At 60.0% G+C, this 24,732-nt stretch carries 25 protein-coding genes; 12 read left to right on the top strand and 13 right to left on the bottom strand.

The window, feature by feature from the left end:
- Positions 1-200 precede the first annotated feature (200 nt).
- Positions 201-1,073: a LysR substrate-binding domain-containing protein gene (locus DK871_RS15420; protein ID WP_161905643.1), complete on the bottom strand. Its 873-nt coding sequence runs from the start codon at positions 1,071-1,073 to the stop codon at positions 201-203.
- Between the two features lie 111 nt (positions 1,074-1,184).
- Between DK871_RS15420 and DK871_RS15415 the strand changes: the two genes are divergently transcribed.
- The 3 genes from DK871_RS15415 to DK871_RS15405 all read left to right on the top strand — a co-directional run bounded on the left by DK871_RS15415 (position 1,185) and on the right by DK871_RS15405 (position 5,211).
- Entirely contained in the window at positions 1,185-2,807 is a 1,623-nt protein-coding gene (locus DK871_RS15415; RefSeq protein ID WP_161905642.1) for a 5-guanidino-2-oxopentanoate decarboxylase, read from the top strand.
- 143 nt (positions 2,808-2,950) lie between these two features.
- A complete protein-coding gene (locus tag DK871_RS15410) occupies positions 2,951-4,138 on the top strand; it encodes a cyanate transporter (protein WP_161905641.1) in 1,188 nt (395 codons plus the stop codon).
- A gap of 137 nt (positions 4,139-4,275) precedes the next feature.
- Entirely contained in the window at positions 4,276-5,211 is a 936-nt protein-coding gene (locus tag DK871_RS15405; RefSeq protein ID WP_161905640.1) for a LysR family transcriptional regulator, read from the top strand.
- A 105-nt stretch (positions 5,212-5,316) separates the two neighbouring features.
- Here DK871_RS15405 and DK871_RS15400 read toward each other — a convergent pair whose 3' ends face one another.
- The 7 genes from DK871_RS15400 to DK871_RS28635 form a co-directional block, all read right to left on the bottom strand.
- On the bottom strand, positions 5,317-5,679 hold the full coding sequence (locus DK871_RS15400; RefSeq protein ID WP_161905639.1) for a 5-carboxymethyl-2-hydroxymuconate Delta-isomerase: 363 nt from the start codon (positions 5,677-5,679) through the stop codon (positions 5,317-5,319).
- A 57-nt stretch (positions 5,680-5,736) separates the two neighbouring features.
- Positions 5,737-6,660 carry a LysR substrate-binding domain-containing protein gene (locus DK871_RS15395; protein WP_014717462.1) on the bottom strand — a complete coding sequence of 308 codons (924 nt, stop codon included), beginning with the start codon at positions 6,658-6,660 and terminating at the stop codon, positions 5,737-5,739.
- Between the two features lie 260 nt (positions 6,661-6,920).
- On the bottom strand, positions 6,921-8,267 hold the full coding sequence (locus DK871_RS15390) for an MFS transporter (protein WP_161905638.1): 1,347 nt from the start codon (positions 8,265-8,267) through the stop codon (positions 6,921-6,923).
- A gap of 75 nt (positions 8,268-8,342) precedes the next feature.
- Positions 8,343-9,275 (bottom strand): 3-keto-5-aminohexanoate cleavage protein, encoded by a 933-nt coding sequence (locus tag DK871_RS15385; RefSeq protein ID WP_161905637.1) that lies wholly within the window; start codon positions 9,273-9,275, stop codon positions 8,343-8,345.
- Positions 9,276-9,342: 67 nt separating this feature from the next.
- A complete protein-coding gene (locus DK871_RS15380) occupies positions 9,343-10,131 on the bottom strand; it encodes an SDR family oxidoreductase (protein WP_161905636.1) in 789 nt (262 codons plus the stop codon).
- Positions 10,128-10,850: a GntR family transcriptional regulator gene (locus tag DK871_RS15375; RefSeq protein ID WP_161905635.1), complete on the bottom strand. Its 723-nt coding sequence runs from the start codon at positions 10,848-10,850 to the stop codon at positions 10,128-10,130. Before DK871_RS15375 ends, DK871_RS15380 begins: the two co-directional genes overlap by 4 nt.
- A 209-nt stretch (positions 10,851-11,059) precedes the next feature.
- A complete protein-coding gene (locus DK871_RS28635; RefSeq protein ID WP_178116057.1) occupies positions 11,060-11,206 on the bottom strand; it encodes a hypothetical protein in 147 nt (48 codons plus the stop codon).
- Between the two features lie 197 nt (positions 11,207-11,403).
- On the opposite strand from DK871_RS28635, the gene DK871_RS15370 reads away from it, so the two are divergent.
- On the top strand, positions 11,404-12,711 hold the full coding sequence (locus DK871_RS15370) for an MFS transporter (protein WP_161905634.1): 1,308 nt from the start codon (positions 11,404-11,406) through the stop codon (positions 12,709-12,711).
- Positions 12,708-13,466: a substrate-binding domain-containing protein gene (locus DK871_RS15365; RefSeq protein ID WP_044272858.1), complete on the top strand. Its 759-nt coding sequence runs from the start codon at positions 12,708-12,710 to the stop codon at positions 13,464-13,466. Before DK871_RS15370 ends, DK871_RS15365 begins: the two co-directional genes overlap by 4 nt.
- Here DK871_RS15365 and DK871_RS15360 read toward each other — a convergent pair.
- Positions 13,458-14,360, bottom strand: coding sequence for a LysR family transcriptional regulator (locus DK871_RS15360; RefSeq protein ID WP_161905633.1), 903 nt, complete (start codon positions 14,358-14,360; stop codon positions 13,458-13,460). The genes DK871_RS15365 and DK871_RS15360 overlap by 9 nt on opposite strands.
- 209 nt (positions 14,361-14,569) lie before the next feature.
- Here DK871_RS15360 and DK871_RS15355 point away from each other — a divergent pair, with 209 nt between their 5' ends.
- The gene (locus tag DK871_RS15355; protein WP_161905632.1) at positions 14,570-14,974 is read left to right on the top strand and encodes a type II toxin-antitoxin system ParD family antitoxin; all 405 of its coding nucleotides are present in this window, start codon (positions 14,570-14,572) and stop codon (positions 14,972-14,974) included.
- Positions 14,971-15,324: a type II toxin-antitoxin system RelE/ParE family toxin gene (locus tag DK871_RS15350; RefSeq protein WP_161905631.1), complete on the top strand. Its 354-nt coding sequence runs from the start codon at positions 14,971-14,973 to the stop codon at positions 15,322-15,324. Before DK871_RS15355 ends, DK871_RS15350 begins: the two co-directional genes overlap by 4 nt.
- An 18-nt stretch (positions 15,325-15,342) precedes the next feature.
- Here DK871_RS15350 and DK871_RS15345 read toward each other — a convergent pair whose 3' ends face one another.
- From DK871_RS15345 to DK871_RS15335, 3 genes are all read right to left on the bottom strand, one after another.
- Positions 15,343-16,380 carry a histone deacetylase family protein gene (locus tag DK871_RS15345; RefSeq protein ID WP_161905630.1) on the bottom strand — a complete coding sequence of 346 codons (1,038 nt, stop codon included), beginning with the start codon at positions 16,378-16,380 and terminating at the stop codon, positions 15,343-15,345.
- A gap of 73 nt (positions 16,381-16,453) precedes the next feature.
- Positions 16,454-17,686, bottom strand: coding sequence for a Zn-dependent hydrolase (locus tag DK871_RS15340; RefSeq protein WP_161905629.1), 1,233 nt, complete (start codon positions 17,684-17,686; stop codon positions 16,454-16,456).
- A gap of 11 nt (positions 17,687-17,697) precedes the next feature.
- Positions 17,698-19,014, bottom strand: coding sequence for an MFS transporter (locus DK871_RS15335; RefSeq protein ID WP_161905628.1), 1,317 nt, complete (start codon positions 19,012-19,014; stop codon positions 17,698-17,700).
- 157 nt (positions 19,015-19,171) lie between these two features.
- Here DK871_RS15335 and DK871_RS15330 point away from each other — a divergent pair, with 157 nt between their 5' ends.
- Positions 19,172-20,113, top strand: coding sequence for a LysR family transcriptional regulator (locus DK871_RS15330; protein WP_161905627.1), 942 nt, complete (start codon positions 19,172-19,174; stop codon positions 20,111-20,113).
- Between the two features lie 137 nt (positions 20,114-20,250).
- Complete coding sequence (locus DK871_RS15325; protein WP_161905626.1) at positions 20,251-21,477, top strand: MFS transporter; 1,227 nt, start codon at positions 20,251-20,253, stop codon at positions 21,475-21,477.
- A gap of 72 nt (positions 21,478-21,549) precedes the next feature.
- Here DK871_RS15325 and DK871_RS15320 read toward each other — a convergent pair whose 3' ends face one another.
- A complete protein-coding gene (locus DK871_RS15320; protein WP_047710305.1) occupies positions 21,550-21,801 on the bottom strand; it encodes a DUF6124 family protein in 252 nt (83 codons plus the stop codon).
- A 642-nt stretch (positions 21,802-22,443) separates the two neighbouring features.
- Here DK871_RS15320 and DK871_RS15315 point away from each other — a divergent pair.
- From DK871_RS15315 to DK871_RS15305, 3 genes are all read left to right on the top strand, one after another.
- Positions 22,444-22,683 carry a type II toxin-antitoxin system RelB/DinJ family antitoxin gene (locus tag DK871_RS15315; RefSeq protein WP_020301039.1) on the top strand — a complete coding sequence of 80 codons (240 nt, stop codon included), beginning with the start codon at positions 22,444-22,446 and terminating at the stop codon, positions 22,681-22,683.
- Positions 22,673-22,966, top strand: coding sequence for a type II toxin-antitoxin system RelE/ParE family toxin (locus tag DK871_RS15310; RefSeq protein ID WP_032892910.1), 294 nt, complete (start codon positions 22,673-22,675; stop codon positions 22,964-22,966). The genes DK871_RS15315 and DK871_RS15310 overlap by 11 nt, the downstream gene beginning before the upstream one ends.
- A gap of 211 nt (positions 22,967-23,177) precedes the next feature.
- Entirely contained in the window at positions 23,178-24,686 is a 1,509-nt protein-coding gene (locus tag DK871_RS15305) for a tyrosine-type recombinase/integrase (RefSeq protein WP_161905625.1), read from the top strand.
- Positions 24,687-24,732 lie beyond the last annotated feature (46 nt).

Genomic DNA, 24,732 nt, shown 5'->3' with positions numbered 1-24,732 from the left:
CCGAGTGGTGGGGCAAGAGCCCTTTGGTTACTTTGGGGCTCTTTTCCAAAGTGACCCGCCGTCAGGCGGAACCCTAAGCGGCCGTTACCGCAGCAATGGATATATACACAATCCAACTGTGTTGACTGTCAGTCCGCCTTCGCGAGCAAGCCAGCTCCCACAGTTGGATCGCGGCGAGTCAGGCAGATAGGCGTTGGCTGTCATCCCACACTGGCCTCACTCACCAACCAATCCATCAGCTCGACCAACCCAACCGACGGTTCCCTCCCCGGCGGATACACCAAGTAATACCCCATCCCCGTCGACACCCGAAGCTCAAACGGCATCGCCAACCGCCCCGCCTTAAGATCCTCGCCAATCAGCGCACTGTCGCCCATCGCCACCCCGGTGCCCTGGGACGCCACGGTCATTGCCAAGTCCAACGTTTCGAAGTGATGCCGTTGGATGGAATCGCTCAAGCAGGTATTGGCAGCCTTGAGCCACAACGCCCAGTCGCGCTCGTCCCGTGTCGGGTGCAACAGCACCTGGTGCTGCAAATCCTGAGGCGTATGCAAGCTGCCCAGCAACCCAGGCACGCAGACCGGCGTGAGGCGCTCGTCGAACAGATGCCGCGCCTCGGCCGGCTGTTCGGCGATAGGCCCGTAGATCACCGCCGCGTCAAACGGTTCACGACGAAAGTCGACGTTATAGGTCACCGTCGTGGTGAGCTCCACCGGCACATCCGGGCGCTCCTTTTGCCAGTGCAGCAAGCGCGGCAACAGCCAGCGCATCACGCAAGTGGACGCTTTGAGCTGCAAGGTTCGGCGCCGGTCACCGATGTGTTCCACCGCGTCAGTGAGCAAGCCGAACACCTGTTGTGCGCATGCCAGCCATTCGCGCCCCTCCTGCGTCAGGCTCAAGCCGCGCGCCTGGCGCTGGAACAAGGCATAGCCCAACTGGCTTTCCAACCCGGCCACCTGCCGGCTCACCGCGCCCTGGGTGATGTGCAGGTGTTCGGCGGCACGGGTGAAGTTGCAGCACTGGGCCGTGACCCAGAAGGTGTGCAACGCAGGTAACGGTGGGAGGCGTTTCATCGGGGCACAGCCATGACGGGAGGACATGGCGAGTATGACTTTTTATCGATTGTTACCGCCACCGGCCAACCGCTCCAATAGCGCTTCGATCCCATCACAAGAGCGACCTGTATGGCGACCTGCGGCGAAGTATTGGTGCACCTTTTGGAACGCTACGGCGTGGACCACGTGTTCGGCATTCCCGGCGTGCACACCGTGGAGCTGTACCGGGGCTTGGCGCGTTCCAGCATCCGGCATGTCACCCCGCGCCACGAACAGGGCGCCGGCTTCATGGCCGACGGCTATGCGCGCACCCGTGGCAAGCCCGGCGTGTGCTTTATCATCACCGGCCCCGGCATGACCAATATCACCACAGCCATGGGCCAGGCCTATGCCGACTCGATTCCGATGCTGGTGATATCCAGCGTGCAGGCACGCAGCCAACTGGGCGGCGGGCGCGGCAAGTTGCATGAGCTGCCAAACCAGAGCGCGCTGGTGGCTGGTGTGGCGGCGTTCTCCCATACCTTGATGTCAGCGGCGGAACTGCCGGGCGTGCTGGCGCGGGCGTTTGCGTTGTTCCAGGCCGGTCGGCCGCGCCCGGTGCATATCGAGATTCCCCTGGATGTGTTGGTGGAAAATGCCGACGCGTTGCTGGGCAGCACGCCTGTCAGCGTCGCCCGCGCTGGTGTAGCACCGGCGGCCGTGCAGCAGATGAGCCAGAGGCTGGCTGAGGCCAAGCGCCCGCTGATTCTGGCTGGTGGCGGCGCCATTGACGCAGCCGCCGAACTGACCCGACTCGCAGAAGCCCTGGGCGCTCCCGTGGCCTTGACCATTAACGCCAAGGGCATGTTGCCCGCCGCGCACCCGCTGCTGATTGGCTCCACGCAAACACTGCTCGCCACCCGTGCCCTGGTGGCTGAAGCCGATGTGGTGCTGGCCATCGGCACGGAATTGGCCGAAACCGATTACGACGTCACCTTCGCCGGCGGCTTCGACATTCCCGGTGCGCTGCTGCGCGTTGATATCGACCCGGACCAGACCGTACGCAACTACCCGCCTCAAGTTGCGCTAGTGGCCGACGCACGCATCGCCGCCCAGGCGCTGCTCAGCGAAGTGAACCGCCAGCCATTGGCGCCTCGCTCGCCCGATTGGGGCACCGCACGCGTCGCCCGTTTGTGGGCCGAACTGGAACCTGCCTGGGACGCTGCGACGCGCGCGCAAACCCGGTTTCTCAACGCCGTTCTGGAGGAACTGCCGGGCGTGGTGTTCGTGGGCGACTCCACTCAACCGGTGTACAGCGGCAACCTGACCCTGAACCTCGACCACCCACGCCGCTGGTTCAACGCCTCCACCGGGTACGGCACCCTGGGCTATGCCCTGCCCGCCGCCATTGGCGCCTGGCTCGGGCGCGGCGATGGCCAACCGGTGGTGTGCCTGATCGGCGACGGCGGTTTGCAATTCACCCTGCCGGAACTGGCCAGCGCGGTGGAAGCCCGTACACCGGTGATCGTACTGTTGTGGAATAACCAGGGCTATGAAGAGATCAAGAAGTACATGGTCAACCGTGACATCGAGCCGGTGGGTGTGGACATCTACACGCCGGACTTTATCGGCGTGGCCAAGGCCCTAGGCTGCGCGGCGCAAAGCATCCATGGCATTGAAGCGTTGCGCACTGCTTTACGTGCTGCCGCTGATCGCCAGGGGCCGACGCTGCTTGAAATCGACCAAGGGCGATGGGAGTTGCCGAGTCTGTAATCCCGGCCTGACAGCCGACGCCCAATGGCGCTTTTACCTCACCCCTCGGCATCCGCATTTTTTCAATAGCCCCTGCGACTTTCTGATTTGCCCCGCTACACGCTGCATGGCCTGATTCGCCCTTGTTCATTCAAGGCAGGCCCATGGAAAACGTTCAGGCAAAATCCACCACCGCCGTATGGCTGATGGTCAGCGTGGTGCTCGTCGCCCTCAACTTGCGCCCTTCGATGGCAGCCGTGGGGCCATTGCTGGCGTCGATTCGCGCGGATGTGCCGCTAAGTTTCAGCAGCGCCGCCTTACTGACCATGTTGCCGGTCATGGCCATGGGCCTGGCGATGTTCTTTGGCATGGGCCTGGCCAAGCGTATGGGCGAGCATCGCAGCATTGTGCTGTCGCTGCTGTTGATTGGGCTGGCAACTGTGTCGCGGCTATTCCTGGATTCGGCGCTGGAGCTGATCGTGAGTGCCATTGCGGCAGGTGTCGGCATTGCGTTGATTCAGGCATTGATGCCGGCGCTGATCAAGTCGCGGTTCAGCGCCAATGTCTCGTTATTTATGGGCCTGTATGTCACCGCGATCATGGGCGGCGCCGCGTTGGCTGCGTCGTTCTCGCCGTTGGTGCAAACCCAGACCGGCAGCTGGCGTATCGGTCTGGCGATCTGGGCAGTGCTGGCGCTACTCGCCTTGGTGTTCTGGTATGCGCAGCGTTCGGCCCTGCCGCCTTTGCCTCAAGCCGGTTCGGGGCCCCAGGAGGCATTTTTCAGCAACCGCCGCGCCTGGTTGCTGGCGATCTTTTTTGGCCTCGGCACCGCGTCCTACACCTGTGTGCTGGCGTGGCTGGCACCGTACTACGTCGAGCAGGGTTGGAGTGAACAGCATGCCGGCTTGCTGCTGGGCTTCTTGACCGCCATGGAAGTGATCTCCGGCCTGGTCACCCCGGCCATCGCCAACCGCCGCCAGGATAAACGCGGCGTGGTGGCGGTGTTGCTGGTGCTGATCATCCTGGGTTTCTGCGGCCTCATTCTCAGCCCGCAATATTGGAGCCTGTTGTGGCCCTGCCTGCTCGGCCTGGGGATTGGCGGCCTGTTCCCCATGAGCCTGATCCTGTCCCTGGACCACCTCGACAACCCGCGCCGCGCCGGTGGCCTTACCGCGTTTGTGCAGGGCATCGGTTATCTGATCGCCGGCCTGTCGCCGCTGATCGCCGGCATGATCCGCGACCAGTTGGGCAGCTTCGAATGGGCTTGGTGGTCATTGATGGCCGTGAGCGGGCTGATGCTATTGATCGTGATGCGTTTCAACCCGGCGCATTACGCACGGCATATCCGCTGACGTCGTATTACAAACATTTTTTGTCCCACACGAAACATAGAAGGGTCCTACAGAGCTTTCTATTGGTACGGGCGTTCCGTTAACATTTTGCTCAGTCTTGTACTGAGTTCGGTACAAAGGGTTTACGGACGAAACCGATGCTAAACAGTAACTTGCTCAGAAAGCTCGATATGCAGGATTTGATGGTGTTTATCGCCGTCTACGACCAGAGCAGCGTTACCGAGGTGTCCGAAACGCTGTTCGTCAGCCAGTCCACCGTGAGCTATAGCCTGAAGAAGCTGCGCACCAGTTTCGAAGATGAGCTGTTTATCAACACCCGTGCAGGCATGCGTCCTACGTACAAGGCCACCACCATGTACGAGCATGTGCAGAAGATTCTGGAAAGCATCAACCTGTGTCACGCCGGTGGCCAGGCGTTCGACCCTACTCAACAGGCGGTGACCTTCAACGTGTGCGCGCCGGAATATTTTGAACAGTTGATCCTGCCGCGCCTGCTCAAGCGCTTCGACCATGCCGACCTGCCGGTGATCGTCAATGTGCAGAAGCTGGAAACCGAGATCCCCGCCGACGACCTGCGTGAAGGTCGGCTGGACCTGGTGATCTGCTTCGGCCCGCACTTTCACCGCGCCCATAAAGACTTCAAGACCCAGATGCTGTTGGAGGACGATCTGGTCTGCGTGTGCGACCAGCGCTCGGCGCCCAGGGAACCGGCGTTCAGCCTGCAATCCTTCGTTGAGCGGCGCCACGTATTCCCCACCCCCTGGACCTCCGACACCAACATGATCGACGGCTGGCTCGCGCGCCAGGCCCGCAAGCGCCAGGTGATCGCGCGGGCCAACAGCTACAGCGCGGCATTGAAGATGATTGCTGGCACCGACTTTATCGTCACCCTGCCCCGCCGCCTGCAAAAGTTGCTGGCGCCAGCGCCGGCATTCGGCGTTTGCGAAGCCCCCAATGGGTTGCCGGGCTTCACCCTGGATATGCAGTGGAACGAAACCAGCGGGCAGGACAGCGCCAATACCTGGTTTCGTGAACAAGTGGTGAAGGTGTGCGCGGACCAAGGCCTCTTGTAGGAGCGAACTTGCTCGCGAAGAACCTGAGTGCGCCGCTGTGAATCAGGCGCCCCGCGTTATCGTTAGCGATCTTCGCGAGCAAGCTCGCTCCTACAGGGGGGGGAGTCAGCCGATGGCGATTTTGCTGTAGGAGTCGCGGTCAATATCCAGCAGCTCGACACTCAGTTGTACCTGCACACCTTCGGGCCATGGGCCCAGGTCCTGGAGCACCGCCAGCAGGCTTTCTGACAGTTGTTTCTTGATTTGCGGCGAACGCCCGCTCAATAACGCCAAACGCACCGCGACGAAACCGCGCTCACCCAGGCCAGTGCCGACCCGAAAACGCTCGACCGCCACCGCACGGCTCTTGATGTCGAACTCGGCGCCGAACTGACCGGAGGCCACCAATGCATGGTTAAGGCGCAACAAGGCCTTGTCGGTGTCCAGTTGGGTCAGGTTGGCGGTGTGTTCCAAGTGCAGGTGCGGCATGCTTTTCTCCGAGCTTTTTGTAGGAAGATGCCCAGCTATATACCACGGAAAAACGCCTCAAGCCTTGGCCACCAGCCCTCGATCACTCATGAATGCCTCCAACCGCGAGCGCATCCAGCGTTCCGCCGGGTCGGTGTCGACATGGCTGAGCCACACCATCGACAAATCCAGGGTCGGGGTTTCGAACGGGAATGGCTCGCAGAACAGGTTCCCGCTGGCAGCCATGGCCTGGGCGGTGTAATCCGGCAGGCTGGCAATCATGTCGGTGCCAGCAAGCAATGCCGGCAGCGAGCTGTATTGCGGCACCGAGAGCACCACATGGCGTTTGCGGCCCACCTCTGCCAGCCACTCATCGGCAAACCCGGCGACGTTGGCGGTGTGGGACACCAGCACGTGGGGCCGTGCGCAATATTCGTCGAGGGTCAGCGGTGTGTCCGAAGCATCGGCGCGCAGCAGGCACGGGCGAATGTGCCGCAACAGCTTGCGCTTGGCATTGGCCGGCAGCCCGCGGGTCTGGGTGATGCCGACGGTAATGTCGCCGGAAGCCAGCAGGTCGGGAATGCGCCAGTAGTCCACATGCTGCACCACAAACACCACCTGCGGCGCTTCCTGGCGCAAGGCGCGCAGCAAGGGTGGCAGCAGGCCGAACTCCACGTCATCGGACAGGCCGATGCGGAAAGTCATGGTGCTGATGGACGGGTCGAAATCATGGGTCAGGCTCAGGGCCGAAGACAGCGAATCCAGCGCCGGCGACAGGTGCTGGATGATCTCCTCGGCGCGCGCCGTAGGCTCCATGCGATGGCCGACACGAATAAACAGCGGGTCGTTGAACAGGGTACGCAGGCGGTTGAGGGCCGAGCTGATGGTCGGTTGGCCGAGAAACAGCTTCTCCGCCACCCGCGTCACATTGCGCTCGAGCATCAGTGCTTCGAAGACCACCATCAGGTTGATGTCGGCCTTGCGTAATTCATTGCGATTCATCGGCGCCTGCCCCTTTGCCCAAGACAAGCGGCAGTTTAGGAAGGCTGCGGGGCTGCGTCTATGTGCGCACTGTTCAATAAGCGGGTTTGGGACTATAAATCAGGCCTTGAAGGTTGCAGGTACCCCCTTGTGCTGGTCATTTTCGCCTTAAGCGTCCTGCTCAGCGGGGCTTTGCTCTGGGCCATCAAATTCATTGTGCACCCCACCGCCAGGACACTGCTGCGCGCATTTGTCGGTTTGTGCCTGGCGGCAGTGCTGGCTTACCTGGTGCTGGCTTGCGGGTTCCCCACTTCGTTGCTGGTATGAGGGGCTTCCTGGCCCTGGCGCAGGCGTAACGCCGACAACGCAGCCACCACCAACACCACGGCAATGACTTTCAAGCCGTTCATGGCATTGCCCGTGCTCATCTCAATGGCGCCCATCACCGACGGCCCGACAAAGCCGCCCAGCAACCCGCACGCATTCACAAACCCCAGCCCACCCGCCAGCGCCACGCCTTTGAGGCGCGAAGCCGGGTAGAGAAAAATGATCGACTGCACCACAAAGAACATCACCGCCGACAGGCAGAAGCCCAACAGGCTGAACACCGGCCCCGACACCGACGCGATGCCCAGCCCCAACGCCATGGTCAACAGGCCAGTGACCAGCAGCCGCCGGCAACGCCCGGGCGTGGTCGCAAAACGCGGGATCAATACCGCGCCCAGTGCCGCCGCGATCCACGGTAACGAGGTCAGCAGGCCGACGCTCATGGTGCTCAACTCGCCGTATTTGCTGATGATGCTCGGCAAGAAAAAGATCACGGTATAGATGGTGATCTGATGGCAAAAGTACACAAAGATCGCCAGCAGGATTTGCGGCGTCAGCCAGTTTTTCAACGCATGGCCGCCCGCCCCGGCACCCTCCTCAGTTTCCTGGGCGATACGCTGTTCAATACCCTGTGCTTCTTCGGCCGACAGCCAAGGTGCCTTGCTCGGGCGGTCCGGCAACTTGCGCCACACCACCCAGGCAAACGCCACGGCGGGCAGGCCTTCGAGCAGGAACATCCACTGCCAGCCGTGCCAGCCGAGCATACCGTCCATGCGCATCAAGGCCGCCCCCACAGGGCCACCGATGATGTTGGCAAAGCACACGCCCAGTAGGAAATACCCGGTGGCGCGCGCCCGTTGCTCACGGTTGAACCAGTAGGTCAGGTACAGCATGACACCGGGAAACAAACCGGCTTCGGCAATGCCCAGCAGCAGGCGTAATACGTAGAACGACGTTTCGCCCTGCACAAACGCCATCGCGGCGGAGATCAGGCCCCAGGTCACCATGATGCGGGCGATCCAGAAGCGCGCGCCCACCTTGTGCATGATCAGGTTGCTGGGGATTTCTGACAGTGCATAGGTCAGGAAAAACAGTCCGGCGCCCAACCCATAGGCGGCGGCGGAAATACCCAGGTCGACGTCCAGGTGATGCTTGGCCAGGGCGATGTTGGTGCGATCCAGGAAGCTGAGAATGTAGGCAATGATCAACAGCGGCATCAACTTGGCAAACATCAGCCTGTTGAGGGCCTGCGGTTCGCGGGGTGAGGCGGTCTTGACGTCTTTGGGCACTTCGGTACGCATGGTGTGATCCCCTTATTGTTGTTGTGCGGGAATGTCGGCCACGTCATGACGCGGCCTTTTTTGGTAAAAAACAGGTTAGAAATTGACTTGGTCACGCCCCTTGAGCCCGAGGATTTCCCGCGCTTCATCGGGCGTGGCGACGCGGTGGCCGAGGGCTTCGATCACCGTACGAATGCGGCGTACCTGGTCGGCATTCGAAGCCGCCAGCTTGCCCGGCCCGTCCCACAACGAATCCTCCAGGCCCACCCGTGCGTTGCTGCCCATGGACAGGCCCATGGTCGCCAGCGGAATCTGCCCACGCCCGGCACCGAGGATCGACCACACGTAGTCATCGCCAAACAGGCGGTCGGCAGTGCGCCGCATGTGCGCCAGGTCTTCCGGATGCCCACCGATGCCACCCCGCAGACCAAACACCGACTGGATAAACAGCGGTGGTTTGAGCAGACCGCGCTCCAGAAAGTGCGCGGCAGTGTAGAGATGGCCGATGTCGTAGCACTCGATTTCAAAGCGGGTGCGGTTATCGGCACAGGCATTGAGGATGTGGGTAATGTCGCGGAAGGTGTTGCGAAAGATTCGGTCGTCGCTCTCTTCCAGATACGGGCGTTCCCAATCGTGCTGGAACTCGGTAAAGCGGTTGAGCATTTCGTACAGCCCGAAATTCATCGAGCCCATGTTCAGCGAGGCCAATTCCGGCTTGAACTGCATCACCGGTTGCAGGCGTTCTTCCACGCCCATGGTCGGCGCGCCGCCGGTGGTGATGTTGATCACCACGTCGCTGGCTGCCTTGATCTGCGGCAGAAATTCGGCGAACAGCGCTGGGTCCTGACTGGGGCGGCCATCAATCGGGTCACGGGCATGCAGGTGCACAATGGCCGCGCCGGCTTGGGCGGCACCGATGGCGGCGTCGGCAATTTCCTGCGCGGTGATGGGCAAATGCGGTGACATCGACGGCGTATGAATGGCGCCGGTAACAGCACAGGTAATGATGACAGGGCGATTTTTGGGCATGACGATTCTCCGACTTTTATTCTTATGAAAAAAATCCTGGGTGCGGCGTGATATGTGCTTGCGTGGCTTACAGGTACTCGACGTTACCGTCGACACTGATCGCCTGGCCGGTCACGTTGCGTGCGGCGGGCGAACAGAGGAACAAGGCCATGGCGGCCACGTCTTCGGCGGTGACCATACGTTTGAGCGAGATTTTGTCGAGGTATTCCTGGCGCATCCGGGCTTCGGGCACGCCGAGTTGTTCAGCGCGGGCGCGGATCACACCGTCCATGCGCGGCCCCTCGACAATCCCGGGCAGCAAGGCGTTGACGCGGATGTCGCTCTCGCCCAACTCCGAAGCCAGAGATTTCATCAGGCCGACGATGGCCCATTTGGTCGCTGCATAGGGCGTACGCCACGCGTAACCTAACCGCCCCGCCACCGAGGCGATATGCAGCAAATGGCCGTGGGACGATTCCTTGAGCATCGGCACCGCGTGGTGGGCAAAGCGGTATTGCGCGGTGAGATTGATGTTGATGGTGGCTTGCCATTGGGCATCGCTGATCGTGTCGATCCCGCCGGTAGGGCCGGCGATCCCGGCGTTATTAACCAACACATCCAGGCCACCGAACTGCTCGCGCTGCACCTTGAATACCGCCGCGACCTGCGCCGCATCGCTGACATCGGCACGGGTCGCGACGCTGCCCGGGTATTTATCCCGAAACGCCGCCAGGGCTGGCTCACTCACGTCACACACATGCACCTGGGCGCCAGCTTCCAGATAGGCTGCGGCCAACACCTCACCAATGCCAGCGGCCCCGCCAGAAATCAACACACGTAACCCAGGATAAGGCTGCAGCCGTTGTAGGACACTCATGCACGTTTACCTCCTGATACAGACGACCGCGACCGGTCGTTCTTGACGAGCAGGCGCGCCAGGGAATCGGCGGCCTGCATGATGTCATCGGTCACCGCTGCCCGTGCGCCGGCGCCATCGCGGGCAGCCAGGGCCTCGACGATGCGCGTATGCGCTTCCATCGAGCGTTGCAGGTGAGCTTTATCGGGGGCGACCAGTGCAAAACACGGGCCCATATGCAGCCAGAAATTCTCCACGGCGGCCATGGTCAATTCAGCCTGGGCCACTGCATAAATGCGTCGGTGAAAGGCGAAGTTGGTCCACAGGTAGCGGGATACGTCGACTTCGTCAGCGGCGTGTTGCATCTGGTTGCACAGGTCGGTGATTTCGTCGAGGTCGTGTTTTTGCAGGAGCAGCACGGCTTTTTCCGCCAGCAAGCCTTCGAGGGCTACCCGCGTGTCGCGAATTTCACGCAGACGGTCAACGGTCATCAAGCGCACCCGCAGGCGGGAAGTTTCGGTGACTTCAAAGGCGTTTTCGGCACTCAGGCGTTGCAGCGCTTCGCGTACCGGCATCGGGCTGGAACCGAGGGCTTCGGCGAGGCCACGGATGGTGAGTTTCTGGCCAGGTTGGAAACGGCCACTCATCAGCGCTTCACGGATCTGGCGGTAGACCTGGTCTTGCAAGGTGTCGCGGGACACTTGGCGCAGGGTGGGCAGGAGTAGCGGACCATCGGTCATGATGGCAAACCTGTGTTGTGTTCTTATGGCCTCAATATGTGATCACAAATCAAATATGTCAAATGGTTTCCCGCCAATGAGCGTAAGCACATACGCATGTGGGAGCTGGCTTGCCCGCGATGCAGTGAGTCAGCCGCACTTTGGTTGACGGACACACCGCCATCGCGGGCAAGCCCGCTCCCACAATTTGACCGCGTTTTACCTGACGCTCAGGGTTTGAGCGGGCGCTCCTGGTCACGCTCGGAAAGCTCGGTGCCGTCGTCCGGATGCTTCCAGGTTTGCGGTTTTTCGTCTTCGTGCTGATGCCGGGGTTCTTCACGCTCCGGCTCGTGGTGCTGCTTCTGTTCGTTCCCCATAGCGACCTCCGCCCATAAGAATTGGACATCGGTTCAAGCATAGACCACAGCAGGCCGTTTTGAAGCTGGCCTATATTGATAGCCAATACGCATCAATTCATCCAAATTAGGCACTTATCATTTCTAAATGTGTCAGCCACTATCCCAAGTCTTAAGCGAAACAAGCACTTTAAAAAGAACGCTGGAGACACAAAACCATGACGACCCCTTCCCGGCCTGCGGCTGCCCCCTCGAAAGTAGGCGCGGTATTACGCGTTACTTCGGGCAATTTCCTCGAACAGTTCGACTTCTTTCTGTTCGGTTTTTATGCCACCTATATCGCTGCCGCGTTCTTCCCGGCCGCTAATGAGTTTGCGTCATTAATGATGACCTTCGCCGTGTTCGGCGCGGGCTTCCTGATGCGTCCTTTGGGCGCGATTATTTTGGGTGCCTACATCGATGACGTGGGCCGCCGCAAAGGTTTGATCGTGACCTTGTCGATCATGGCCAGCGGTACGCTGCTGATCGTGCTGGTGCCGAGTTATCAGACCATCGGCCTATGGGCGCCGTTTCTGGTGCTGTTGGGGCGCCTGCTGCAAGGCTTCTCGGCGGGCGCGGAACTGGGTGGCGTGTCGGTGTACCTGTCCGAAATGGCCACGCCGGGCCGCAAAGGCTTCTACACCAGTTGGCAGTCGGGCAGCCAACAGATCTCCATCGTCGTCGCTGCGGCCCTGGGTTATGGTCTGAACATGTGGATGGAACCTGCGGTGGTGGCCGATTGGGGCTGGCGGATTCCGTTTGCCGTCGGTTGCGTGATCATTCCGTTTATCTTTGTGCTGCGTCGCAACCTGCAGGAAACCGAAGAGTTCGCCAACCGCAAGCACCGCCCAACCATGCGTGAAGTGATGGCGACCCTGGTGAAGAACTGGACCGTAGTCATCGGCGGCATGCTGATGGTGGCCATGACCACCACCGCGTTCTACCTGATCACCGTGTACGCACCGACCTTCGGCAAAACCGTGTTGCACCTGAGCACCTCGGACGCCTTGCTGGTGACCTTGCTGGTCGCGATCTCGAACTTTTTCTGGCTGCCGATCGGCGGCACGTTAAGCGACCGCTTCGGCCGCAAACCCGTGCTGATCGCCATGACGGTACTGACTGTCCTTACGGCTTATCCAGCGCTGTCCTACGTGGTCAACGCCCCCAGCTTTGCGCACATGCTGGAAACCCTGCTGTGGTTCTCGTTCCTGTATGGCATGTACAACGGCGCGATGATCCCGGCGCTCACCGAAATCATGCCGGTGGAAGTGCGCGTGGCGGGTTTCTCCTTGGCCTATAGCTTGGCGACGGCAGTGTTCGGTGGCTTTACCCCAGCGATCTCCACCTGGTTCATACATATCACCGAAGACAAGGCTTCACCTGCGTACTGGATGATCTTCGCCGCGCTGTGTGCCTTGTGTTCGACCCTGGCGTTGTATCGCCGCGCCAATACCCGTGGCCAAGTCATGCAGGAGGCCGCGCCATGAAGCCGCTGTTCAAGACCCTCACCGCTGTCGTCCTCGGCACCCTGGCGCTGACCGCCCAGGCCGAACAACTCAAGGTCATGACCTCGGGCGGCTTCACCGCCGCGTATAAATTGCTCGGCCCGCAATACGCCGAGCAAAGCGGTGACACCCTCGACACCATCCTTGGCCCGTCCATGGGCAAGGCGCCGGAAGCGATTCCCAACCGTCTGGCCCGTGGCGAACACGCCGACGTGGTGATCATGGTCGGCTATGCCCTGGATGAACTGATCAAACAAGGCAAGGTCGACCCCGCCTCCCGCGTGGAATTGGCGGACTCGCGGATCGGCCTGGTGGTGAAGGAAGGTGCGGCCAAACCTGCGATCAATACCGATGCCGAGCTCAAGGCTGTGCTGAGCAAAGCCAAGTCGGTGGCCTATTCCGATAGCGCCAGCGGCGTGTATGTCGAAAAGCAATTGTTCAAGAAGCTCGGCATGCCGGCCAAAGGCACCATGATCGAACGCGTGCCGGTGGGCGAGCAGGTAGCCAAGGGCGATTACGAAGTCGGCTTGCAGCAAGTGGCGGAGTTGTTGCCGGTCAAGGGTGTAACGTTTGTGGGCAAGATCCCGGAAGACGTGCAGTCTGTTACCCGTTTTGCCGCGGGTATTCCGGTGAACGCCGAACACCCGGAGCGGGCCAAGGCGCTGTTGCAGTTCATGGCATCGCCCGAGGCCCAGCCGGAGGTGCAATCCACCGGCCTGGACTCGGTGTCACGCTGACCGGAACGGCATCTCCCGCACCAAACGCTCCAACTCCAGCGCCGCCGGTGGCAACGTCCTACCGCGGCGCTTGATCAAGCCCACATTGCGCAGCACGTGAGGTTCTACCAGCGGCACACTGACCAGAATCGGGTGAGTGTGCGCCGGCATTGCAATCGATGGCACCATCGCAACGCCCAACCCCGCCTCCACCAGCCCGATCATCGTGGTCACGTGGTGCGTCTCGCAGATACTCGGCTTTTTCACCCGCACCCCACGCAGGGCCTGGTCCAGCAGGAAGCGATTGCCCGAGGTCTTGTCCACTTCGATGTAGTCATGCTCATAGGCCTCGGTCCAGCTCACGCTGTCACGCCCAGCCAACGGGTGGTCACGCCGACAGGCCAGCACGTAGCGCTCCTGCAACAGCAACTCGAATTCCACCTCATCGGCCAGGCTGCCGCTGAAACTCACGCCAAAGTCCGCCTCGCCGCTGGCCACCGCATTGCACACCTCGCCGGCACTGGCATCCAGCACGCGCAGGCGAATCTTCGGGTACAGCTTGTGGAACTCGGAGATCACGTGGGGCATGAAGTAGTACGCGGTAGACGGCACGCAGGCGATGGTGACATTACCCATGCGCGTCGAGGCAACGTTGCTGATACCCATCAGCGCGATGTCAAGATCATCCAGCATGCGCTCGACCTGAGGCAAAAACGCACGCCCGACCATGGTCAGGCTGACCCGCCGCGTAGTGCGTTCGAACAGCTTTACATCCAGCGCCGATTCGAGCTTTTCGATACGCCGGCTGAGGGCCGGTTGCGAGATACGGATGGCCTCGGCAGCGCCACGAAAACTGCCCTTGTCCACCACGGCGCGGAAGGCTTGGAGGTCGTTGAGGTCGAAGTTGATGATCACGGGAGGCAGGCCAAAGTGGTCGAGGTGGCGAGCATTATCGTCTGGGAGCCGGTGGGATGCCACGTGTGCCGAGAGGGTTTGTCGAGATCATCCTGTTACACATATTAAGTCATACATATCAGCAGGTTATCGGCCGCCTGCGGCCACGCGATCGCCAAAACGGGTCAATACTTGGAGCCTGACCTACACAACTGGAGACGTAGCAACTCATGCAAACCTACCCCTTCTGGATGGACGACGAGGTGCCGGGCATCGGCATCGATCAGTTGCTTCTTGCATCGCGCCAATGGTCGAGTAGGATTGAATCCTACTCACCTCTGGCGGATTCACCCATGCGCTCAACCCAGCAAATGAGCATCACCTTGCCCCTTGAAATGGCTGCCCTGGTCAAAGCCAAGGTGGCTACTGGCGAATATGCCAGCGAAAGTGAAGTGATTCGCGACGGGCTGCGGGCGTTGCTGGCGCGTGATCGTGCCATGGAAGATTGGCTCAGAGACGAAGTTATCCCAGCAGCGACCGCCCTTGAGGCGAAGCCTGAGCTTGGGTTATCGCCAGAACAGGTTCGCGAACACATGGCGGCCAGACGTCAGCGCAAAGGCACAGGGGAAGTGTGAGCTACTCGGTAGTTTTTTCGCCCAAGGTCTTGACCCAACTCGATGCACTCGAAGACTACATCAGCGATGTCGGCTCCCCTCCTGTAGCGGCGCGTTTTATCGACAATCTTGTCAGCTACTGCGAAAGCCTTGCCCTGTTTCCCTTGCGTGGCATGCGCCGTGATGACCTGCTGAAACACTTGCGCATCACTCACTATCGTCGCAGCACCATTATTGCTTTCAGGGTGAGGCCTGATCTCAAAACGGTATCGATCGTGGGCGTGTTTTATGGCGGGCAAGACTACACAGCGTTATTACAAGGAGATGGGAACGAACGCTCATCGAAGTATGAAGAGCCTGCTGAAAACTGATCAGCAGGCTTTTAGCGCTTAGTCGCCTGATCGCTTCCCCCAAGCCGCTGGCGTACTGAAAAATGCCTGCGCGTTACTGTCCAGGGTCTCCAGGTGATAACCACCCTCCTGCACGATCAGGCACGGCAGCCCCAGCCCTCGAATGCGCTGCCCCAACCGCGCAAAGCCTTCGCGCGTCACCGCGACTTTGCTTTGGGGGTCCAGCTCGTAGATATCAAAGCCCAATGACAACACCAGCACCTGCGCCGAGAAGCTCTTCACCGCTGCCAGGGCCTGCTCCAGCTTTTGGAAGAACACCGCTTCGCTGGCACCATGGGCCATCGGCAGGTTGAGGTTGTACCCTTCGCCGGCGCCGTTGCCTTTTTCCTCGGCGAAGCCTGCTACGCCCGGATAGAAGTTGGTCGGGTCGCCGTGGATCGACACATACAGCACGTCATCGCGGTCGTAGAAAATTTCCTGGATGCCCTGCCCGTGATGCATATCGGTATCGAGCACGGCGACACGCTGAAAACCTTGGCGCAGCGCTTGCGCAGCCACGGCCGCGTTGTTGATGTAACAGAAGCCACCGGCCGCGTCGAAGCGGGCGTGATGGCCCGGGGGCCGGCACAAGGCGTAGGCGGCGGGTGCGCCATCGAGGATGTCACTCGCTGCGGCAACGGCGCTCTGGGCTGACCAATAGGCCGAGCGCCAGGTCAGCTCACCGATGGGGCAACTGCCATCGGCCAGGTAGCGTGCAGCCTGGGCCAGGATGCCGCGCAAAGCATTGGGTTCACGTACGAAGATGTTGGACATGACCTCGTCGCCCCAGTCTTCGGGGATCTCTTTCCAGCGCTGGTGAGCTTCTTGAAGAAAAGCCAGGTAGGCGCCGCCGTGTACAGCGAGCAGCGGATCCATACCGTAATCGGTCGGTTGCTGGATATCGAAGCCCAGGGTTTGCGCAGCTAGCAGCAGGTTGCGCGCACGCTCGGGAACCTCCTGTGGCGTGCGCATCTGGCCGCGAGAGTAGTAGCTGCGTGGATGATGCAGGAGTTGTTCAGGGTGGAAAAACGTCTTCATAGGATGCTCCTGAGTAAACACGGCACCTGTGGGAGCTGGCTTGCCTGCTCCCACAGGGGTACGGCGTCGGCCTTTAGAAATGAACGCGACCGGCGCGTTTCAACACGGCGTTGAGCAGCACGTCGGTGCCCTGGCACACATCGTCGGGCAAGACATCTTCGGCTTCGTTGTGGCTGAGGCCACCGACGCAGGGGATGAAGATCATCGCGGTGGGGCAATAGCGCGCCAGGTGAATCGCATCGTGGCCGGCGCCGCTGACGATGGTCTGCTGGCTGTAGCCCAAGCCGTCCACCGCAGCCTGCACGCAGGCCACGCACTCGGCGTCGAACGGCGTGGCCGGGCTGATCCAGTGCGGGGTGATGGTGACGCTCAGGCCACGGTTGTCCGCGATTGCCTGCAGGCGTGCACGCACTTGCTGCTCCATGGCGTCGATATCGGCGTCGTGGTGATGGCGCAGGTCGACGGTAAAATTGAGCAAGCCGGGGATGGTGTTGCGCGACGACTTGGCGATGCTCAGTTCACCCACAGTGGTGAGGCCCTGCGGGGCAAAATCGGCGGCGAGGTTTTCCAGGGCCTGGATCATCTTCGCCGCGCCGTACAGCGCATCTTTACGCAACGGCATCGGCGTGGTGCCGGCGTGCGCGGCCATGCCTTCGACCCGCACATCGAGCCAGCGAATCGCTTGACCGCCGGTGACTACGCCGATGCTGTTGGCGTTGTCTTCCAGAATCGGGCCTTGCTCGATATGCGCTTCGAAATACGCATCTACTGCGCCACCCAACGGGCGCTCACCGTTGTAGCCGGTGGTGCGCAACGCCTCGGCCACGCTGATACCGTCGACATCGGCGGTGGCCAGCGCCTTGTCCAGGGCGAGCGTGCCGGTGAACGCCGCCGAGCCCAGCATGGCCGGGGTGAAACGGGCCCCCTCCTCGTTGGTCCACACTGCAATTTCCAACGGCTTGCGCGTCTGGATGCCGTGGTCGTCGAGGCTGCGGATGACCTCCAGGCCAGCCAACACGCCGTACACCCCATCGAAGCGTCCGCCTTCGGGCTGGGTATCCAGGTGGCTGCCCATCATCACCGGGGCGGCGTCATTGTCGGTGCCCGCGCGGCGGGCGAACAGGTTGCCGATAGCATCCACGCTCAACGTCAGGCCGGATGCTTTACACCAGTGGCTGAACAGCTCACGACCGGCCTTGTCTTCGGCGCTCAACGCCAGGCGGCAGCTGCCACCGCGTGCCGTCGCGCCGATCTCGGCCATGGCCATCAGGCTATGCCACAGGCGCTCGCCATTAATCTTCAACATTGCTGACTCCCTCAACTGTGTGCCATTTCCAGGCGGTGGGCCGTGGCATGGCGGCGGGACAAGGCCAGTACACACACCAACGAAACCGCCGCGATCACGCTGTAAAACACTGCCATCGGCCACCATTGGCCCAGGTATTGATGGGCCAGCCAGGTGCCGATCAACGGTGTCAAACCACCGGCCAGCGCGCCGCATACCTGGTAAGCCAGGGAGATCGCGGTGTAGCGCACACGGGTTTCAAACAGGCCGCTGACGAAGCCTGCGATCACAGCGTAGAACGACGCCATGCACACCACCGCCAAGGCAATGCCGAGAATGATCAAGGGCGCCTGGCCGCTGCTGACCAAGACGAACATCGGATACGGCGAAGCCATTGCCAGTACGCACATGGCGCACAGGAACCGCGTAGCGCCGACCTTCTCCGCCACCCAGGCGGCCAATGGCTGAACGCAGAACTGAATAATGGCCACGAAGAACAGACACTCCAGAATCAACGAGCGCGGCAGATTAAGTTGCTGAGTGCTGTAGGCAATCATGAAGGTGTTCGTGAAATACACGCCGGCAATCCCCAACGTATTGGCGCCAATGCACAACAACAGTGGACGCCAAGCGGTCTTCAGCACCTCCAGCACGGGGGCTTGGTCCTGCTTGATCGCTCGCGCTTTTTCCGCCAGGGCCTTGTCTTCGAGGAACTCCGGCGACTCGTTCACACCCAGGCGAATCGCCAGGCCGACGACCAACAGCAAGGCACTGGCCAGGAACGGCAGGCGCCAGCCCCAGCTGAGCAGGTCTTCTTCAGGTAAACGAGTGACGGCACTGAACGCCAGCAAGGAAAGAATCAAACCGGCCGGGCTGCCCAACTGCGCGAAGGATGCAAAGAAGTTACGGCGCCCCTTTGGCGCATGTTCCCCGGCCATCAGCACCGCCCCACCCCACTCGCCACCGACCGCGATGCCCTGCACCACGCGCAGCAAAATCAGCAACACCGGGGCCGCAGCGCCGATCTGCGCATAGGTCGGCAACAGGCCGATGCACACCGTCACCACGCCCATCATCACGAGGGTGATCACCAGGGATTTCTTGCGCCCGATGCGGTCGCCGATATGGCCGAACACCACGCCACCCAACGGTCGGGCGAAAAAGCCCACGGCGAAGGTGCCGAAGGCGGCCATGGTGCTGAACAGTTTATCGTCGGAAGGGAAGAACAGCTGACCGAACACCAGCGCGGCGGCGGTGGCATAAATATAAAAGTCGTACCACTCGATCATGGTGCCGATAAAGGCGGCGGCCGCGGCACGGCGAGGCTGCGGCGAAGCGGAAGGCTTCATGGGGCTGGCTCCTTTGGTTATTTTTTTGGCAGGAGAAGGTCAAACCAGTGCGCTCTGGTGGCGCTTGTTAAGCCCGATTTTTCGGCCTGGGGCTATGATTAGTCAATTTTCTATTTATTATCTTGATTATAAGAACTGCTTATTATCGAGCGACCCCATGCCCGAATCCCGCCGCGATATTCACCCCCTGCTCAATGATCGCCTGGACTGGAACCTGCTGCGCACCTTCCGCGTGATCGGCCAGGAACTGAGCATCAGCCGCGCCGCCGCCCGCCTGCACCTCACGCAACCGGCGATCAGCCAGGCGCTCAAGCGCCTGGAAGAACAGCTCGATTGCCAGCTCATCCTGCGCCGTGGCCCGCGCTTCGTGCTTACCGAGGCCGGTGAGCAGATCTTCGCCATTGCCGGTGAGATGTACGGCCAGGTCTCGCAGATGAGCAACGCCCTGCAAAAGCCGGGAGATGAAGTGATCGGCAAAGTGCGCTTGCTGATGATCAGCCGGATTAATTCCGACACTTTCGATGACTTTCTCGCAGGCTTTCATCGCGAGCACCCACGGGTAGACCTGGAGGTCGAAGTGATGCGCAGCTCCGACATCGTCGCCGCCCTGCTGGAAAAAACCGCCACCCTGGGGCTTAGCCTTAATCGCCGGCCGCAACCGCGCCTGGAACAGCACCTGTTTCTGCGTCAGCGCTATGCGTTTTTTTGTGGAAAACACCACCCCTTGTTCGGACGCACAGGCTTGGTCGAAGGGGACTTGCAGTCGGAAAACTTCGTGAGTTTTACCAGCGACCAGATCGGCGGGATGCTCTCGCCGCTGACGATTTTTCGCGATCAGCAAGGGTTCGGCGGGCGGATCGTGGCGTCGTCGTCCAGCCTGGAAGAAGTGCGGCGCCTGGTGATTGCAGGGTATGGCCTAGGATGCCTGCCGGTGCATGTGGTGGCCGAAGATGTGCAGAACGGGCTGCTCTGGCGGCTGCCGCCGGATGAGGGCATTGCGGATGTGGATATTCACGTGCTGTGGAACCGGGAGCAGAAGATGAGTCGGGCGGAGGGGGTATTTATTGAGTGTCTTCTAAGTCGGTTGGCCGGCGAATGATTGCTCACATCGATAGCACTGATGATTACTATCGAAACGAGCGCCTGCTCGATTGCCAGCACTGATTCCTATAATCGTCCCCAGCTTCCCTCTCCTGCGTCTGACTTCAGGCGACTTTCACCTTGGAATCCCACACCATGCCAAGCGCGAGCCAGGCCTCTAACGGCCTTCCCGAACATAATCAACAAAGCGTCAAACAGCAGTGGCTGGCGATTCTTTCGGTCGCCGTGGGTGCCTTTGCCCTGGTGACCAGCGAGTTTCTGCCGGTGGGCGTGCTCAACGACGTCGCCAGCGACTTGGGCATCAGTGCCGGCCACGCCGGCCTGATGGTCACCCTGCCCGGCATCATGGCGGCCCTCGCCGCGCCGTTGCTGTCGGTCGGCATTGGCGCCATGGACCGCCGCTATCTGCTGATCGGCCTGACGCTGGTCATGATCCTCGCCAACGGGGTGGTGGCCTTTGCCACCGATTTCAGCCTGCTGCTGTTCGGGCGTGTATTGCTCGGCATCAGCATCGGCGGCTTCTGGGCCACGGCCATCGCCCTCAGCGGCAGGCTGGCGCCCAAGGGCGTCGGCGTCGCGAAAGCTACGTCGATCATCATGATGGGCGTGACCCTGGCCACCGTCCTCGGCGTGCCCGTAGGCACCTGGCTCAGCGGCCTGATGGGCTGGCGCATGACCTTTCTGGTCACCGCGCTGGTGGGTGTGCCGGTGCTGCTGGCGCAAGTCTTGCTGCTGCCGCGCCTCAAACCGGAAAAGGCCATTGAGGTTCGTGACCTGCCAGCCCTGTTTATCAACCCACAAGCGCGGGTCGGGTTGATTGCCGTACTGCTGATCGGCCTGGCGCACTTTGCTGCGTATACCTATGTCGCGCCGTTCTTCAAGCACAGCTCCGGCTTCGACGGGCCGACGATTGGCTCATTGTTGCTGCTGTATGGCGTGGCAGGCGTGCTGGGCAATGTGTTCGCCGGCTTCGCCGCCAACCGCAGCGTGCGTAACACCTTGCTGCTGGTCGCGCTGATGATCGGGACCAGCACCGCCTTGTTCCCCTACTTCGCCACCGGTATGACAGGCGCCGTGGTGCTGATCGCGCTCTGGGGCTTTGCCTTTGGCGCCTTCCCGGCCTGCGCCAGCATCTGGATGTTCGTGGTAGCGCCCAAGGATGTGGAACGAGGCATGCCGCTGTTCGTGGCGCTGTTTCAGGTGATCATTGCCCTGGGCTCGTTCTTTGGTGGGCGGATCGTCGATCAAATGGGCAGCTCGGTATTGTTGAGCCTGGCCACTGTGTTGGTGGGGTTGGGGTTTGCGACCGTGCTGGTGTTGGGCCGCAAGGTGAGCAACAGCTTGGTGGCGCAGCCTGCCTGACCGAGTTGCAGCCACAAAAAAGCCTGCTGAGCGTTGAGTTCAGCAGGCTTTTTTCGTTTCAGAAGCAGGTATTTATTTGGCCGTGGGGAAATCACGCTCGAGGACAGCGTCCACCAGGGCTTGCGCATTCTCAATCAATTGAGCCAGGGCCATGATCACAGGCGACTGCGTGCTGACTGGGTCTTCGGCGCATTGGTAAGCGGTTTGCAGGGCGGATGACAGGATTTCGGTGGCGTTTGTGAGGGCTTCTTCGGTGCCGACGTCAGCGCCTACATGGAATATTTTACGCGGGGAAAATTCGGAATCAGAATCGAGATTGCTCATTGTGTAGCTCCTGTATGCAATGGGAACTGCCACATCCCGCTGTCAAACAGGATCAGGTGACAGCTGTGCGCGGGTTGACAGACCGGTATACAGGACCCGGCGCACCCGAAGATGCCCCACGCACAGCCGCCATAAAACAACGTCACAGCAGAAACGCTGTAATCGCATGGAGGTCGTACACCTGTAAATCAGTCTGTCAAAACCGGTCGCCATGAGGGCGACGGCGGAAGGTTAGCGCCCTACCCCAGCCAACGCAACCCTGCTCGAAAACCGCCGAACCCGCATAACGTAAGCACCTGTTTCGGAAAAGCTTGGTAACCAGAATGCCCACAGGGAACCTTGTGCGCATAAGCCTCTGAGCTAGCCTGAAAAAGGTCGCCGCCGGGGCGGCATACTGTCAAGGGTGCTTATATGCCAACAAGATATCGCGATGCGGTCACAGGTGAATACGTAACACAGCAAGAGGCGAAGAAAAGACCAAGAGAAACGGTGAAAGAAACCGATAAAAAGCGCCCGGCAAAGCCGACGAGCAAAAAGTAGGATCAACAGATGAGAGCGATTGCCGTATGTCCAGACAGACTTGCCAATGAAACCCGATTGCTCCAATGTAATGACCAACGTCATTACACAAGGAGCTATCCCTTGGCATCTATCAACATCCGTATCGATGACGACCTGAAAACTCGCGCCTACCTGGAGCTGGAGAAACTCGGTGTCACCCCTTCCGAACTGATACGCCAGGCGTTGCAATATGTTGCCGAGCGCGGCCAGCTGCCATTTAAGCCTGTGCTGATGACTGAAGAGGATGAAGCCTTGATGGCGACCGTACGTGAGCGTCTTGCATCGCCTCAACGCGTGAGGGTTTCTTTGGATGACCTATAGCCTTGATTTTGATGCGCGTGCATTGAAGGAATGGCAAAAACTCGGAGACACCCTCCGTCAGCAACTCAAAAAGAAGCTAGTCGAAATCCTGAACAACCCACGTATTGAAGCTAATCGCCTCCATAGCCTGCCTGACTGCTACAAGATCAAACTGCGTAGTAGCGGGTACAGGCTGGTGTATCAAGTGATCGATCAGGAAATTACGGTGTTCGTGGTCGCCGTTGATAAACGTGAGCGTGATCAAGCTTATCGCAAAGCGTCTGAGCGCCTTGAACAGCGCTAGGCAGGACTACAACAAATCCCTGAAGCAGCCGTTAATAACGGCCGGAAACGAAAAAGCCCCGCAGCTTATTCAGCTACAGGGCTTTTTCTATGTAATGGCGGAGAGATAGGGATTCTCCGATTTCAGACCTACAGCCCGCAGAACACGGTACCTCTTGGCTTCCACCATCAAGAGTGGTCAAATTGAGTGGTCAAAATGGAGACCGATTAGCATGGCTACTCACCTTGTACAGAAACCCGGCGAAAGCACTTGGTATGTTCGTATGGCAGTACCAACAGGGGTTCGTCATGCCTTTGGTGGTCGCACCAAGCTGATCAAGACGACTGGCACCAGCAATAAGGCCGAAGCCATGGACAAGCGGCTTCCGATCCTCGCTCAGTGGAAAGCAGACATCAAGGCAGCACGAGATTCCAAAGCTGATAGTGGGGATGAGTGGAGACTCGCTCAACACACGGCGGGGCTTGAACTTCAGGCGAAGCTCTCCAGTGCGGTAACCCGTATTTATACGCCACTCCCTCCGAACACCCCTGCGCCCAATCTTTCATGGTTTGAGCGCATCCCAGAGATTGTCACCGAACTTCGCAGCGAGGGCCAAGATGCTTTTGCAGATCGACTCACCGAACACGTAAAAAAGTACGTAGCTGTGATCGAAAACGGCGTTACTGCCGGGGAAGCAATTGACCTTCACAATGAACTCCTAACGATCATGAGCGATATGGAAGCGGCGTGTATCGCAGACGAGTACAACCTCTCTGAAACTGAGCAGCAGGAAGCTCAAACAATTGCTCGTAACCCGGCAACCTACAAACCAGTTTCACCTATTACGGATCATCGTCTGGAACAGTTCAGAACGTACCGGGTGAAAGATGGAATTGCGGCCAAGACCATTGACCAGCAGGAAGCCAAGCTCACAAAGCTGTCTGGTTACCTTCGTGATCAAGGTACATCGCTGACCAGTGCGACCATTGCCGCGTGGTTGGAAACGCTCAACCTATCGAGCAAGACCAAAGCTCAATACTTGCTAGCAGGTTCAACGTTCTGGCGGTGGGCAACGAAGAATGACGCGCGTTGGCAAGAGTTGCACCTGGGACTCGACAACCCGTTCAAAGGGCAAGAACTTCCCAAGGTGCGTGGTAAAGCTAAGGCAGATGCAGCCCGCAAGGCGTTCGCCCCAGAGCATATTGAATACCTGTACGGAGTCGCCCAAGCAGACGGTAACCAGACGTTGTGTGACTTGATCATGTTGGGTGCCCACACCGGCTGCCGTATCGAGGAGCTTGCTCAGCTTCGCAAAGAATCGGTGGTGAAAATTGAAGGTGTTCTGAGCTTCAATATTGACGACAGCAAGACTGTCGCTGGTATCAGGCAAATACCTGTTCACCCTTCCCTGTTGGCCACGGTCGAACGCCTGATTGCTGATAGTACAGACGGATTCCTCCTGCCAAGCTCAGCCGGAAACAAGTACGGGATTCGATCCGATTCCCTTAGCAAGGCATTCGGCAGACTGAAAACAGCACAAGGTTTCGGCAAACACCACGTATTCCACAGCGTGCGGTCGATGGTGGTCACCCTGCTACTTCGTAGTGGAGTACCTGGCCCCACCGTTGCAAACATTGTCGGTCACGAAACTGGATTGGTTACGTTTGACGTTTATGACGAAGGTGCTAGCCCTCGGCAGAAACTAGATGCCCTTTCCAATCTGTCATTCAACTTCTCATAATCGCAACATATTTCCACAACAAAAATCCTGCCCCACTCACTGGACG

Source organism: Pseudomonas sp. L13 (assembly GCF_009935965.1).
Taxonomy (GTDB): Bacteria; Pseudomonadota; Gammaproteobacteria; order Pseudomonadales; family Pseudomonadaceae; genus Aquipseudomonas; species Aquipseudomonas lactis.
Note: the sequence above shows the minus strand (reverse complement) of the source record. Positions and strands in the feature narration are given on the sequence as shown.

Coding starts and splice junctions, on each gene's coding strand:
- DK871_RS15420 (WP_161905643.1), bottom strand. CDS start 1,073: ATGAAACGCCTCCCACCGTTACCTGCGTTGCACACCTTCTGGGTCACG.
- DK871_RS15415 (WP_161905642.1), top strand. CDS start 1,185: ATGGCGACCTGCGGCGAAGTATTGGTGCACCTTTTGGAACGCTACGGC.
- DK871_RS15410 (WP_161905641.1), top strand. CDS start 2,951: ATGGAAAACGTTCAGGCAAAATCCACCACCGCCGTATGGCTGATGGTC.
- DK871_RS15405 (WP_161905640.1), top strand. CDS start 4,276: ATGCTAAACAGTAACTTGCTCAGAAAGCTCGATATGCAGGATTTGATG.
- DK871_RS15400 (WP_161905639.1), bottom strand. CDS start 5,679: ATGCCGCACCTGCACTTGGAACACACCGCCAACCTGACCCAACTGGAC.
- DK871_RS15395 (WP_014717462.1), bottom strand. CDS start 6,660: ATGAATCGCAATGAATTACGCAAGGCCGACATCAACCTGATGGTGGTC.
- DK871_RS15390 (WP_161905638.1), bottom strand. CDS start 8,267: ATGCGTACCGAAGTGCCCAAAGACGTCAAGACCGCCTCACCCCGCGAA.
- DK871_RS15385 (WP_161905637.1), bottom strand. CDS start 9,275: ATGCCCAAAAATCGCCCTGTCATCATTACCTGTGCTGTTACCGGCGCC.
- DK871_RS15380 (WP_161905636.1), bottom strand. CDS start 10,131: ATGAGTGTCCTACAACGGCTGCAGCCTTATCCTGGGTTACGTGTGTTG.
- DK871_RS15375 (WP_161905635.1), bottom strand. CDS start 10,850: ATGACCGATGGTCCGCTACTCCTGCCCACCCTGCGCCAAGTGTCCCGC.
- DK871_RS28635 (WP_178116057.1), bottom strand. CDS start 11,206: ATGGGGAACGAACAGAAGCAGCACCACGAGCCGGAGCGTGAAGAACCC.
- DK871_RS15370 (WP_161905634.1), top strand. CDS start 11,404: ATGACGACCCCTTCCCGGCCTGCGGCTGCCCCCTCGAAAGTAGGCGCG.
- DK871_RS15365 (WP_044272858.1), top strand. CDS start 12,708: ATGAAGCCGCTGTTCAAGACCCTCACCGCTGTCGTCCTCGGCACCCTG.
- DK871_RS15355 (WP_161905632.1), top strand. CDS start 14,570: ATGCAAACCTACCCCTTCTGGATGGACGACGAGGTGCCGGGCATCGGC.
- DK871_RS15345 (WP_161905630.1), bottom strand. CDS start 16,380: ATGAAGACGTTTTTCCACCCTGAACAACTCCTGCATCATCCACGCAGC.
- DK871_RS15340 (WP_161905629.1), bottom strand. CDS start 17,686: ATGTTGAAGATTAATGGCGAGCGCCTGTGGCATAGCCTGATGGCCATG.
- DK871_RS15335 (WP_161905628.1), bottom strand. CDS start 19,014: ATGAAGCCTTCCGCTTCGCCGCAGCCTCGCCGTGCCGCGGCCGCCGCC.
- DK871_RS15330 (WP_161905627.1), top strand. CDS start 19,172: ATGCCCGAATCCCGCCGCGATATTCACCCCCTGCTCAATGATCGCCTG.
- DK871_RS15325 (WP_161905626.1), top strand. CDS start 20,251: ATGCCAAGCGCGAGCCAGGCCTCTAACGGCCTTCCCGAACATAATCAA.
- DK871_RS15320 (WP_047710305.1), bottom strand. CDS start 21,801: ATGAGCAATCTCGATTCTGATTCCGAATTTTCCCCGCGTAAAATATTC.
- DK871_RS15310 (WP_032892910.1), top strand. CDS start 22,673: ATGACCTATAGCCTTGATTTTGATGCGCGTGCATTGAAGGAATGGCAA.
- DK871_RS15305 (WP_161905625.1), top strand. CDS start 23,178: ATGGCTACTCACCTTGTACAGAAACCCGGCGAAAGCACTTGGTATGTT.